Genomic DNA, 14,097 nt, shown 5'->3' with positions numbered 1-14,097 from the left:
TGGGATTTTCTCAAAAATAGATAAATTAATATTAGTTTTGCCTTTTTTTAATTATAAACAATAAAAATGAAAAATAGATTTTTTAATTTAATACTAATATTTGTTGTTTTGACATCATGTAGTTCAGAAGATGTTATAGATACTAAGCTTACTGTTTGTTTTGAAGTTGATAAAATGGTTGTTAAAGTGAATGAACCAGTTACTATTACAAACTGTTCAAAAAATGCAGTTTCATATCTTTTTGAGTATGATTATAAGAAAACAACAACAGAAAAAAATCCTGTATTATTATTTGATAATGACGGTGAAAAAAAAGTAACTCTAACTGTAAAAAACAGTAAAGGGGAGTTTTTAAAAAAAACAATTAATATAACAGTAACAAACGTAAAAAGTAGTTATGTAGAAGTGCCTTCTTTTCTTGGAGATAACTTTTTTCCAATAAACTCAGGAGTGTATAATAGTAAACTGTATTATATAGAGAGGCATACTAATTTTGCTTCTAATTCTTCAAAAAACGTGTTTAATTTTGTGGAGTTTGATCTTGCTACTAAAAAATTTACTAAAAAATATATTGCTGATAAGTATTACAATGCAAGTAGAGCTTTTGTAAATTTTTTAGAAAACTCAACTAAAAACATTGTTTTTTCAAGAACATTAAGTGATAGAAATGGTGGAAAAGAGGTTTTATTAGATGCTACTTGGAATAGCTTAAAAAACGAAAATTTTTCTTATAAAGCTTATTATGGTTTTATGAAAAAATCAGATCAATTTTTATACTATGGTTCGTACAGAGATAAAGATTATCATAACCCTACAATTGAAATTAGAGATAAAGAAGGTAAGTTTATAGAAAGAAAGATATATAATCAAATAAAGCAAGGTTTTATAGGTGCTATGTTAAAAACTACTACTGGGTATATAGCTTTTGGTGGGCAAACAGAACCAATTGATTTTTCAACTTTTAAAAATTATAAACCTATAATATTATTTTTTAATGATAAATTAGAGTTCTTAAGCCATAAAACTTATGATACTGAATTAGGTGGGGTCGTTAAAACAAATAATGATTTAAGTGGTGTTTTCAACTTAAAGAAATTAAATAATGGTAATTACGTAGCTTATAGTCATAGTGAACTTAGGATTATTACTAAAGAAGGAAAAGAATTAAAGAAGGTCAATTTTTCGGGGTATTACACTTCCAGAATACAATCATTGATAGTTGTAAATGATGGATTTATAATTACAGAAGATGAATTTATTAGAAAGTATTCAAATGATGGAGTTGAGTTAAAGTCATTTAAATTTAAAGGAGATTTTACACCAAATTTAATTGAATATGACAATAAAATTTTCTTCGTCTCAGGTTATAATACTACTGAAGAAGTTGCTGGTATCGGTAACTTATCTTTAGTTAAAACCTTTATAGGAGCAGTTGATGAAAACCTTAATTTGATTAACTTAAATTAAAAAAAAGAGCCTAATTATAGGCTCTTTTTTTAAAAGAATAGTTTATTAAACCTCAAACATTTTACCAGGTAAAGGGGTAATAACATTTTTTAATTCCATTTGGATAAGAATAGAAGATAATTGATAAACAGGAATGTCACAATCTAAAGCTATAATATCTAATAATTGTTTTCCTCTTATAGTAAGATAGTCATATACTTTTTGTTCTTTTTCATTTAAGTTTACAAACAGTTCAATTTGTTTTGGTGCAGATGATGGTTGTAAGTCCCAATTAAGCATTTTAGCAATATCGTTGGCTGAAGTTAGTAAATGTGCTTTGTTAGATTTAATAAGATCATTACAACCAGTACTAAAAACGTCGGTTGCTCTTCCTGCTAAAGCAAAAACATCTCGGTTATATGAATTTGCAATATCTGCTGTAACTAATGAACCTCCTTTTTTAGCCGATTCAATAACTATAGTAGCTTGTGATAACCCAGCTACAATACGATTTCTTTTTAAAAAATTCTCTCTAACAGGTTGTTCATCATGCCAAAACTCTGTTATAAATCCTCCATTTTTATTTACTGAATGAATATGTTTTTTATGAGTTTTTGGATATATTTCTTCTAATCCATGAGCTAAAACAGCAATGGTTTGTAAGTTGTTTTTAATAGCGTTTTTATGAGCGCAAATATCAACACCATACGCAAAACCACTTACAATTATTGGATTGTATTGTGTTAAGTCTTTTATAAGTTCAACACAAAATTCTCTTCCATAGGAAGTAATATTTCGTGTGCCCACAATTGCTAAAATTTTAGAATTTTTGAGGTCTATGTTTCCATCATTAAAAATTAAAATAGGAGCATCAATACATTGTTTTAAATTATTAGGATAATCATTGTCAAAAAAGTATGAAAATGAGTAGTTATTATTCTCTAAAAAGCAGAGTTCTTTTTCAGCTTTATACAATGTATTTTTGTCAAATAAATGCTGCAAAATATGCGAACCAATTCCAGGTATTTTTGCAAGTGATTTAGGAGACTCTTTATATACTTGTTCTGGGCTACCTGTAGCAGAAATAAGTTTTTTCGCAACAATATCTCCTACATTTTTTGTAGCCTGTAGCCTAAGAATGGCCAGTAATTTTTCTTTTTTCATAGCGCAAAAAATTGAGTATCAATATACAAAAAAAGTGTTAATAAGTATTCTAATAAAAAAATAGAAACAACTATTAAAATTACTAGTTTTGTTTTTATGACATTAGCCAACTACATAAACGAATTATTATATAGATACGACTGCGTAATTGTTCCTAATTTTGGAGGGTTCGTAACCAATAAAATTGGTGCAAAAATAAATGCTTCTACAAGTACTTTTTATCCGCCTAAAAAGAAATTAACATTTAATGCGTATTTACAACATAATGATGGTTTATTGGCAAACCATATTGCTTCGGTAGAAAAAATTTCTTTTGAAAAAGCTACTGAGAAAATTTCAATTGAAGTTACTAAATGGAAGGAACAATTAGAAACTTCACTTGTTAAGGTTGATAAAGTTGGTACGCTTACTTTAAATGAAGATAAGCAGTTAATTTTTGAACCTAATAATAATAGTAACTTTTTAGTAGAATCTTTTGGTTTATCAGAGACTGAATCCAAAGAAATTAAACGATTCAATGAAGAGGTTAAAACATTACCTTCATTAGAGGAAGATGAAACTAAAAAAGTGATTCCTATTTTTGTTAAAAGAGCGGCAGTTGCAGCGGCAGTTGTTGGGGTTATTTATACTGGATGGAATGGAGTTCAAAATAAACAGCAACAAAAAATGCTAGCTAGTCAAGAAAAATCTTTAGAGAAAAAAATACAATCAGCAACTTTTGTAATAGATAGTCCATTACCTACAATAAATTTAAATGTAACAAAAGAAGAAGGAATAAACTTTTATATTGTTGCAGGTGCATTTCAAGTAGAAGAAAATGCTGTTAAAAAGGTTGAAGAATTAAAAAAACAAGGGTTTGATGCAAAAATTCTTGGTAAAAACTCTTGGGGATTAACGCAAGTAGCATTTGATGGTTATAAAACTAAAGAATTGGCTCGTAAGGAATTATTACGCATAAAAGAAACTGTTTCTGAAGATGCGTGGCTACTAGAAAAATAGTCTTTTTTATATCTTTTTTTAGCTCTTTTATTTTGTTGCATTATGTATATCTTTGCATCAAACTTATAAGATGAGAGCAAAAGCACCTAGAGAATCGTTAACTACACTTACAGATTTAGTTTTACCTGGAGAAACAAATTATTTAGATAATCTTTTTGGAGGTGAATTATTAGCACGCATGGATAGAGCGTGTAGTATTGCTGCTCGTCGTCATTCTAGAAGAATTGTGGTAACTGCTACAGTAAATCATGTTGCTTTTACAAAGTCTGTTCCTGTTGGTAGTGTTGTTACTATTGAAGCAAAGGTTTCACGTGCTTTTAAATCATCAATGGAAGTTTATGTTGATGTATGGATTGAAGACCGTCAATCTGGAGAGAAAACAAAGGTAAATGAAGGTATATATACATTTGTTGCTGTTGATGAAACTGGAAAGCCTGTACCAATTCCACAAATTGAACCAGAAACAGAATTAGAACAAAAACGTTATGATGGTGCTTTACGTAGAAAGCAATTAAGCTTGGTTTTAGCAGGTAAAATGGAACCAAAGAACGCTACAGAGTTAAAAGCGTTGTTTACGTCTTAAAAGGCTTTAAAACGTTTTAAAAATGTATAAAAGAAATTAACCTTTTGATTAAATTTCTTCTATATCACCATTTTCAGATAAAATAATAGCAACTGATTTTGTTTTTTCGAATTGTGAAAATATAATAATCATGATTACTGTTATGGGTACACTTAACACCATACCTGTAATACCCCATATTTTACCCCAAACAGCAAGTGATATTATAGTTACTAGAGGACTTAAGTTTAATGATTTTCCAAAAAGTTTAGGTTCTATAACATTACCAACAATTACTTGAATACTTCCTACGGCAAATAAAACAATTAAAAAAGGTGTTAACTCCCCAAATTGTAATAAGGAAAATATGGCAGGAAAAACCGTACCAATTAAAGATCCTATAGTTGGTATATAGTTTAATAAGAATATTAAAAATGCCCAAAAGGGTGCGCTATCAACACCTACTAAAAGTAAAACAATATAACTTAGAATACCTGTAAGTAAGCTCACATATGTTTTTAAGCGTAAATAGTTTGAAATAGACTCTTCTATCTTACTTAACATGGTTTGCATATTATTATAATTTTCCTCGTCGTTAAGAAACATTTTATGCAATTTCTTTTTTAAGCTAGATTCTTCTAAAAATATAAATAAGGCATAAATTATTATCATAAAAGTATCACCTAAAATACTACTGATACCATTTGCAATATCACCTAAAATAGATCCATAATTAAATTTTCCAATAAAACCTTTTACAGATTTAATAATATCAACATGAAAATAACTATCAACTTTAGTAATGATAGCATCAATATTAGGTTCGTATTTTGGATATGATGAGGTTAATGTGGTAATACTATTTGTTATTATTTCAGAAATAAAGCTAAAACTAAGTATGATTAAAGTGAAAACAAATACATTAGATAGCCATTTAGGAATATATTTCTTAGTTAATGGAATACGATATATAGTTTTTCGTATTTCTCTTGTTAAAAACCAAAAAATTAAAGCAAAAATAAAAGGAATTAGAATTCCTTTTCCAATAACTAACGTTGCTAGAATAGCTATAGTAATAACGATAAAGTATGCTGCGTTTTTCACTTCTTCTTTTGATTATAAACTTTTATTGTATCCAGTCAGAAGGATTCAAACGGTTCGTGTTTTTATATAAAACAAAACTTAATTTAGTTTTACCTGTTATTTTATCAGTAAATATTTTACCAAGTTTATCACCGGTTTTAATGGCATCTCCCTTCTTTACATATACTTTTTCTAAATTGTTATACGTAGAAATATAATTACCATGTTGAACGTAAACTGATTTTCTTCCATCTGCATGCCTTTGAACAACCAGTATTTTTCCATTAAAAATACTTTTAGCATTTGAGTTTTGTTTTGTTACGAAATGCAATCCAGGACTGTTTATTTTTATTCCAGGAAATGTAGGGTGAGGTTGAACACCATATTTTCTAGTTATAATACCTTTTACAGGCCAAGGTAAATTACCTTTATTTTGCTCGAAGCTAGCAAGTAAAACTTTTTCTTCAGCATTTAAACTGAATTCAGTTGATTTTTTAGTTCCTTTTTTCTTCTTTTTATTTGATCTAGCAATAGCGTCTCTAATTAATTTATCAATTCTAGCTACTACTCTTTTTTCTTCTCTTTGTTTTCTTAAAAGATCTCTTTTATATTTCTTTTCTTGTTTTTTAATTTTCGAAATTAATTTCTCTTGATTTTCTTTATCACTTTCAATTTCTTCTTTATTTTCTTTTTCCTCACCAACTAAACGTTTTTTGATTTTTTTTCTAGTAAGTAAAGAATCATTTAACTTCTCTATATCTTTTGTTTTTACAATAATTTCTTCTCCTTGTTTTTTTCTGAAATTATTGTATTGCTCCATGTATTTAAGCCTTTTATAGGCTTGGTAAAAACTTTGAGAAGAAAGTAAAAACATAGTTTTACTTTGTAAAGATTTACTTTTATGTGTTTTTACAACCATATCAGCATAATCTTTTTTAAGCTTAACTAATTGCTCATTATAGTTTACTAATTGCTTTTTATTTTTTTCAATTTCTTTATCAAGTGTTTCAGTTTCAAGTTCAATTGTTTCAATTAAACGTTCTCTAATACTGATTTTTTGATTGATGTCTTTTAAATCATCTAAGGCATTACTTTTTTTGTTTTTTGTTTTAAAAAGCAAAGTATTTACCTGTTTAATTTCTTTTTTTATATTAAAACGTCGTTTTTCAAGTTCTTTTCTTGTTTGTGAATAAGAAGAAAAACTACTAGTTAAAAGCAGACATAAAAATGATATGTAAAAAAGAGATTTTTTCATTTATAACTGTATTTCTTTATATCCTTTTGGAATTGAAAAATCAACATTTAAATTAGTATTAAAATTAACAGATCGTACCGTCATATTAATATTAGTAAATTTAGAACTTTCTTTTGCTAAGATGTTTATTTTGTTAGGAAAAACAATGTTTTCTTTATTCATATAAGTAGGATATGAAATATCTAAGCGTTGATTTTTAATAGCGTTTACTAATGATTGCTTATCTAATTTGTAATGTAATGGATTTATATAGAAAAATACATCAAACAAATTAGGTTGTTTTTTGGGTGATAATTGATACGAATTTTTGATGATTTCAACGTTCTGACGCTGTGATTTTACATCAAATATTGCTTGACCAAGTAACATGTTTTGAAGTTGTTTAAAATTTATGTCAGTACCAAGTAATTTTTTTAACATCGAAAAATCACCTTCAAAATAATTCTTCTTATAAGGAGAATAAAAACTAACCTTTGTAGGAGTTATTTTAGCTTTAAAAACAGTAATAAACTTAGTTCCTTTTAACCAAATTACTTCATCTTTTTTTATTTTCATTCTTACTGAAAAACCTATATTCTCCTTATTGTCTTTGTAATTTACTTTTAACTTTGCGTCAATAGTTCTTTTTTCAAAATTTTCAGCTGTGTGTTTTTTAGCAACTCTTCTAGCTGACATTTGTTTTACAACTTTGGTTGTAGTTATTGACTTATTTGATTTACACGAAGTAAAAACAACTAATAAAACAAGTATGTATTTTAATAATTTCATTCTTTTATAGGTTTGAAAAATTATTTTTTTATTTTTTTACGATACTTATTAGCATTTTTAGTGTCTCCAATACCTTGATAGGATTTAATAAGCTCATTATAAAAGTTAGTTTGCATAACAGGATTATCTATCACAAAATCAATACCATTTTGTAAACTAGCAATAGCTTTTTTATATTCTTTGCTTTTATTGTTTGCTCTTGCATTCATTAAATACACTAAAGGTTGTGCAGGAAAGAGTGTTATACCTTCTTTACTATACACTAGTAATTTAGAATTGTTTTCTAAATCTAACTTTGTAAGTAGTGTTTTTAATGTAGAAAAAGATTTATTTTTTTTGAATTGACTTTCATAGTTAGCCTTGGTAGTATTATCAATATTTTTTGATAATTGATTTTTAGTATTGTTAGGATAGGTCAACCTTTTTTTTATTCGCCTAAGTCTAGGAGATAATAATTTAGCAGCTTCAAGCTCAGCTAAAACTGATTTAGCTGAATCAATATCGTTTTTTTGTAAGTATAAATAGACTAGATATTGTTTTTTTTTAGGATGCTGTTTTGAAATGTTTTTTTGTATTTCTACAGCTTGATCTAAAGCATTATTTCTTCTGTACACTTGAACTAAATGCTCAGAAATCCAAAGATTATTTGGTTTTAAAACTAACGCTTTATTAGCATACTCAACAGCTTCAATATATTTATTTAACTTGTGATAGTTTTTAGAAAGCTCAAAAAGAACACTTACATCATTTGGAATAAGTTGATTACACTCATCTAAACTTTCAATAGCTTTTTGATGGTTGTTAATGGCTTTATGAGTGATTGCTTTAAAAAAATGCTTTTGAAAATCAATACTTTTTTGCTCATCAACAGAAGCAGCTAAAGGAATACTGTCTTGAGAAAGTAATGAAGAAGGAATGAGGAGTAAAATGAAAGTAAAAAAAGCACAAAAAATATGTTTACTAATTTTACTTTCAATCCAAATTTTAAAGTTTTTTTTATGTAAGTTCTGTATAATCACCTATGCTTACTGATGTATATTTACCATTATATTTTGCATGATTACCAATCATAGCATTATCTAAATTAGCATTAGATATTTGAACATTGGTTTGAATTAATGAATTTACAATAGTAGAATCTTCAATTACACTATTAGCCCCTATAGAAACATAAGGTCCAACTTTTGTGTTTTTTAAAACTACATTTTCTCCAATGTAACAAGGTTGTATAATTTCTGAATTTTCTAATATAACGTCTTTTGACACTAAATTATTACCATCAGCTTGTTCAAAAGTTAATACTTGTTTATTAGTATCCACTGTTGGGTCTTTTTTACCACAATCCATCCAAGCATCTACTTTTCCAGGAATAAATTGAGCTCCTTTTTGCTTTAAATTTTCTAAAACTTCAGTTAATTGAAACTCTCCAGAAGGTCTAATATCATTATCAATTAAATAATTAATTTCATTTAATAATTTATCACCATCTTTAAAGTAGTAAATTCCAATAATCGCTAAATCAGAAACAAATTCTTTTGGTTTCTCTACAAAGTCAGAGATTACACCTTCTTTTAATTTTACAACACCAAAAGCACTTGGATCTTCTACTTGTTTTACCCAAATAGCACCATCTGCATTTGCATCTAATGTAAAATCTGCTTTAAATAAAGTGTCAGCAAAAGCTACAACGCAAGGTCCACTTAAAGAATCTTTTGCACAATGAATTGCATGTGCTGTACCTAAAGCTTCTTCTTGTACATATACATTTCCTTTTGCTCCTAAACTAGAGGCTATTTTTAAAAGTTCATCTTTAGTATTTGAAGGAAAACCTTTTGCTGCAGGGCCAATAATAAAAGCTATTTCTTCAATAGGTTGATTAACAACAGAAGTAATATCTTCAACTAAACGTTGTACAATAGGTTTACCAGCTATAACAGTCAATGGCTTAGGAATAGTTAAAGTATGAGGTCGTAATCTAGACCCAATTCCTGCCATAGGAACAATAATTTTCATATGTTTCTTTTTTAATGCTGCAATATACTATTAAATAATCTTTGAAAAAAGTTATAACCCTTTTGGAATTGCTTCAATTAACGTTTTTGTATACGTTGTTTTAGGGTTGTTGTAAATAATATCGGCATCATTTATTTCTTCAATAAGCCCTTTATTCATAACAACTAATTGATCGGCCATATATTTTACAATTGATAAATCATGAGAAATAAAGATATATGTAAAATTAAATTCTGATTTTAATTGATTTAATAAATTAAGAACTTGTGCTTGAACAGATACATCTAAAGCAGATACAGATTCATCACAAATAATAAGTTTGGGTTGTAAAGCGATAGTGCGAGCAATTCCAATTCTTTGACGTTGACCACCAGAAAACTCATGAGGATAACGATAAAAATGATCGGCTTCTAAACCTACTTTTTTAAGAAGGCTTAAAACATATTCTTTACGCTCCTTGTTAGATGTTAAAATATTATGAACTATCATAGGTTCTATAATAGCTTTTCCAACAGTAATTCTGGGGTTTAAAGAAGAAAAAGGATCTTGAAATATAATTTGAATTTCTTTTCTTATACTTTTTAAGTCCTTTTTTGAAAGTTTTGTAATATCATTTCCTTTGTAAATTATTTGTCCAGAGGTTATTTTTTCTAGTTGTAAAATTGTTCTACCTAAGGTTGTTTTTCCACAACCACTTTCTCCTACTAAACCTAAGGTTTCTCCTTCATAGATTTTAAATGAAACTGAATTTACTGCTACAACTTTATTTTTCTTAGAGAACCATGAGCCATTAGTAATGAATTCTTTTTTTAAATCAATTATTTCTAATAAAGGAGTTTGATTGTATATTTTTTGATGAAATAACTCTCGTTCTTCATTAGTATACACTGTATTTTTAACAGTACCATTGATAAAATCACTAATAGTAGGTAGTTTTTTTAACCGTTTATCTATAGTTGGTTTTGATTTTATTAATGCTTTTGTGTAGTTTTCTTTTGGATTTAAAAAAACAGATGAAGCAGTTCCTTTTTCAACAATGTTCCCTTTATACATAACAACAACTTTATCTGCAATTTCTGAAACCAAAGCTAAATCATGAGAAATAAAAATAATGCTCATTTTATGTTCTTCTTGAAGTTCTTTTAATAGTAAAATAATTTCTTTTTGAACAGTAACATCAAGAGCTGTTGTAGGTTCATCAGCAATTAAAACTTTAGGTTTACATGCTATTGCCATGGCTATCATAACTCGTTGCTTTTGCCCTCCGCTAATTTCATGAGGATATGAATTATATAATTGTTCTGGCCTTGGTAGTTTTACTTTTTTGAATAATTTAATTACTTCTTGCTTAATTTCTTTATTGGTAAAAGAATTATGTTGGTGTAAAATTTCTGCTACTTGAAAACCACAAGATAAAGTTGGGTTTAAAGAACTCATGGGTTCTTGAAAAATCATAGCGATTTCCTTTCCCCTAATTTTTTGAAATTCATTTTCTTTTAGAGATAGTAGGTTTCTGTTTTCAAAAAGAACCTCTCCTGAAACTGTAGCATTTTTAGTTATTAAACCCATAATAGCTAGTGAACTAATAGATTTTCCACTACCACTTTCTCCAACAATACCTAAAATTTCATTTTTATATATTGAAAATGAAACTTTGTTTAAAATTTCATTTGTTTTAAAAGAAATAGATAAATTTTTAATATGTAGCATTTATAGGTGTTTTTTGTAAAAATAACCTTTTTTATTAGATTTTATTTTACGAATAATGTACCGAACTGAGGCTGTTTGTTGTTTTATTTTATAAATTTTATATATTTGCCGAACTTTCTATATATTTTTATGTAAAAAACAATAAAATAATTAATAATTTAACTTAAAACCCTTCTAATATGAGACAAAAAATTACTTTGTTATTAATGTGTGTATTTTTTGCTGGAGCTACCTTTGCCCAACAGAAAAGAACTTGCCATGCAATGGAAGACTTGGAAAATAGAAAAAGACAAGACCCTACATTACAAAAAAGAATGGATGAAATTGAAAGATTCACCCAAAGAAAAATCAAAGAGAACAACAATACCAAGAGAAAAATTTCTGGATCAATAATTACACTACCTGTAGTAGTTCATATATTATATACAAATTCAACTAATAATATTAGTACGGCACAAATTCAATCACAATTAGATGTGTTGAATGCTGATTTTAGGAGAACAAATTCAGATAGAACTAATAAATGGTCACAAGCTGCTGATACTCAAATTGAATTCAAATTAGCAACTATTGACCCTAATGGTAACCCTACAACAGGTATTACTAGAACTTCAGTTAGTAAATCTACTTGGGATCTTCAAAATCAGAGCACTAGTAATGATATGAAGAAATCATCTAGAGGTGGGGTTGACCCTTGGAATACTTCTGAATATCTTAACATGTGGATTGTTGATAAATTAACAAGAGGTTCAGGTACAATTTTAGGATTTGCTCAATTTCCAGGAGGAGCAGCTTCTACTGATGGAGTAGTAATGGCTGACCAGTATTTTGGTACAACTGGTACTGCGCAATCTCCATTTGATGGAGGTAGAACAACAACTCATGAGGTTGGACATTTTTTAAACTTACGTCATATATGGGGTGATGGACCATGTGGTTCAGATGATTTTGTATCTGATACACCAGAATCTGATGCAGCTAATTATGGTTGTAAAACTGGTCATACTTCTTGTGGTTCTGAAGATATGGTTCAAAATTATATGGACTATTCGGATGATACATGTATGAACCTATTTACATTAGGACAAAAAAATAGAATGCGTGCTGTATTAGAAGCAGGTGGTTCTAGACGTAGTTTAGCGTTATCTGATAAGTTTGGAAGTGGAACTACTTGTAATGCAACAGTTCCAACAGGAGTTTCAACAAGTGGAGTTTCTGCAACAGGAGCAACAGTAAACTGGACAGCAGTTTCTGGAGCAACGTATGATGTTAGATACCGTCAAGCTGGAACTAGTTCATGGACAACTAATGCATCATCAACTACATCAGCTACATTAAGTGGATTATCAGCTTCTACACAATATGAAGCTCAAGTTCGTAGCAAGTGTTCATCAGGAAACTCTAGTTATAGTGCTTCAGTAAACTTTACAACTACAGCAGTACAAATAAACTATTGTGCATCTAGTGGAAATACATCATATGCAACAGGAGTTACAAGAGTAGTATTCGGGTCTATTAATAAAGCTGATGGACCAGCTAAAAATGTTGGATATGAAAACTTTACTAATTTAAGTACTACAGTATCTCAATCTTCATCAGTAAACCTTACAGTATCAGTAAATACTGATGGTAATTACAGAGCGGATGCAATAGCATGGATTGACTGGAATCAAGATGGAGATTTTGCAGATAGCGGAGAAACATATGATTTAGGAAACATAAGTAATGTATCAAATGGAGCATTACCAACTAAAGCGGTAGCAGTTCCAGCAAATGCAAAAGTAGGAGCAACAAGAATGAGAGTTTCAGCAAGGTATAATGCAAACCCAACTTCATGTCAAACAAACTTTGATGGAGAAGTAGAAGATTATACAGTAAATGTACAAGGAGCAGTAGCAGATACTCAAGCACCAAGTGCACCAAATAGTTTAGCAGCAGCAAGTATAGCTCAAACAGCATTAACATTAAACTGGACAGCTTCAACAGATAATGTAGGAGTAACTGGATATGACGTTTTTAGAGGATCAACAAAAATAGGATCAACTACCACTGCAACAAGCTATAATGTAACAGGATTAACAGCAAATACTGCATATTCATTTACAGTAAAAGCAAAAGATGCAGCAGGAAATGTATCATCATCAAGTAATACAGCAAGTGTTACTACTTTAGGAACTGTAGTTAACTATTGTGCATCAAAAGGTAATAGAGTTACTTACGAGTGGATTGATTATGTATCATTTGGAGGAATGACTAATACAACTGGAGCAAACGGAGGATATGGAGATTTCACATCTAAAGTGGCAACAGTAGCACAAGGAAGTACAAACCAATTAATAGTAAGTGCTGGGTTTAGAAGCACAGCTTATAATGAGTATTTTACAATTTGGATTGATTATAATAAAAATGGAACTTTTGAGGCGAGTGAAAAAGTAGCTTCAGGAAACTCATCAAGTTCAACAAATAGATCTTCAAACATAACTATACCATCTTCAGCTAGTTTAGGACAAACAAGAATGCGTGTTTCTATGAAGTATAACGCAGCATCAACAGCATGTGAAACTTTCGCAGATGGTGAAGTAGAAGATTATACGGTTAATATTACAGCTAATACAAGTAAAGGTACTAGTATAAGTAATATTGAAACTTTAAGAAGTGAAAGTGGTTTAGGCTTAATGGCGTATCCAAATCCAGCAACTAACTTCATTGAAGTTAATGTAGCATCAAAAAGTGATAACATTACATATAGAGTTATAAACACTATAGGAAGCGTTGTGAAATCAGGAAAAATGATGTCTAGAAGTTTAAATGTTTCAAACTTGAATTCAGGAATTTATATGTTAGAAGTTAATGATGGTCAAAAATCATTAAGAACTAAATTTATAAAGAAGTAAGATTTATTCAATAGATCTTAATAATAAAAAGCCCTAGAGAACCTTCTCTAGGGCTTTTTTGTTGTGTATAAGTAAGTTATATGGTTTAAATAATGAGGTTTTTTGTTTTTTTTAACAAAAAAATTATATATTTGACAGAGTTTTTACAAAAAACAACAACAATAACTACTACATAATCAAAAAGTTTTGTAAAAATTTACTAC

General features: G+C 28.7%; 11 protein-coding genes. 4 read left to right on the top strand and 7 right to left on the bottom strand.

The genetic code is table 11. The features are described from left to right. Positions 1-66: 66 nt before the first annotated feature. Positions 67-1,467, top strand: coding sequence for a PKD domain-containing protein (locus tag DS884_RS07015; protein ID WP_113786252.1), 1,401 nt, complete (start codon positions 67-69; stop codon positions 1,465-1,467). A gap of 45 nt (positions 1,468-1,512) precedes the next feature. On the opposite strand, the gene dprA is transcribed toward DS884_RS07015, so the two are convergent. Beyond that, positions 1,513-2,610, bottom strand: a complete 1,098-nt coding sequence (dprA, locus tag DS884_RS07010; RefSeq protein ID WP_113786251.1) for a DNA-processing protein DprA — start codon at positions 2,608-2,610, stop codon at positions 1,513-1,515. Between the two features lie 96 nt (positions 2,611-2,706). Between dprA and DS884_RS07005 the strand changes: the two genes are divergently transcribed. Next, a complete protein-coding gene (locus tag DS884_RS07005; protein ID WP_113786250.1) occupies positions 2,707-3,609 on the top strand; it encodes an SPOR domain-containing protein in 903 nt (300 codons plus the stop codon). A gap of 70 nt (positions 3,610-3,679) precedes the next feature. Then, on the top strand, positions 3,680-4,192 hold the full coding sequence (locus DS884_RS07000) for an acyl-CoA thioesterase (protein WP_093869552.1): 513 nt from the start codon (positions 3,680-3,682) through the stop codon (positions 4,190-4,192). Between the two features lie 48 nt (positions 4,193-4,240). Here DS884_RS07000 and DS884_RS06995 read toward each other — a convergent pair whose 3' ends face one another. The 6 genes from DS884_RS06995 to DS884_RS06970 are packed head-to-tail and all read right to left on the bottom strand — an operon-like array spanning position 4,241 to position 11,000. Beyond that, positions 4,241-5,275: an AI-2E family transporter gene (locus DS884_RS06995; RefSeq protein ID WP_093869553.1), complete on the bottom strand. Its 1,035-nt coding sequence runs from the start codon at positions 5,273-5,275 to the stop codon at positions 4,241-4,243. Between the two features lie 22 nt (positions 5,276-5,297). Continuing rightward, positions 5,298-6,509 (bottom strand): murein hydrolase activator EnvC family protein, encoded by a 1,212-nt coding sequence (locus DS884_RS06990; protein ID WP_093869554.1) that lies wholly within the window; start codon positions 6,507-6,509, stop codon positions 5,298-5,300. Further along, the gene (locus DS884_RS06985; protein WP_093869555.1) at positions 6,510-7,277 is read right to left on the bottom strand and encodes a DUF4292 domain-containing protein; all 768 of its coding nucleotides are present in this window, start codon (positions 7,275-7,277) and stop codon (positions 6,510-6,512) included. Positions 7,278-7,297: 20 nt separating this feature from the next. Further along, positions 7,298-8,296 (bottom strand): tetratricopeptide repeat protein, encoded by a 999-nt coding sequence (locus DS884_RS06980; RefSeq protein ID WP_113786249.1) that lies wholly within the window; start codon positions 8,294-8,296, stop codon positions 7,298-7,300. Further along, entirely contained in the window at positions 8,274-9,290 is a 1,017-nt protein-coding gene (locus DS884_RS06975; protein ID WP_113786248.1) for a sugar phosphate nucleotidyltransferase, read from the bottom strand. Before DS884_RS06975 ends, DS884_RS06980 begins: the two co-directional genes overlap by 23 nt. A 51-nt stretch (positions 9,291-9,341) precedes the next feature. After that, complete coding sequence (locus tag DS884_RS06970) at positions 9,342-11,000, bottom strand: ABC transporter ATP-binding protein (RefSeq protein ID WP_113786247.1); 1,659 nt, start codon at positions 10,998-11,000, stop codon at positions 9,342-9,344. A gap of 179 nt (positions 11,001-11,179) precedes the next feature. On the opposite strand from DS884_RS06970, the gene DS884_RS06965 reads away from it, so the two are divergent. Next, positions 11,180-13,894, top strand: a complete 2,715-nt coding sequence (locus DS884_RS06965) for a GEVED domain-containing protein (RefSeq protein WP_113786246.1) — start codon at positions 11,180-11,182, stop codon at positions 13,892-13,894. Positions 13,895-14,097 lie beyond the last annotated feature (203 nt).

Origin of the sequence: Tenacibaculum sp. E3R01 (assembly GCF_003318185.1) — a bacterium.
In the GTDB taxonomy this organism is placed as follows: Bacteria; Bacteroidota; Bacteroidia; order Flavobacteriales; family Flavobacteriaceae; genus Polaribacter; species Polaribacter halocynthiae.
The sequence above is the reverse complement of the archived record's forward strand: the minus strand, read 5'-3'. Positions and strand labels throughout refer to the sequence as shown.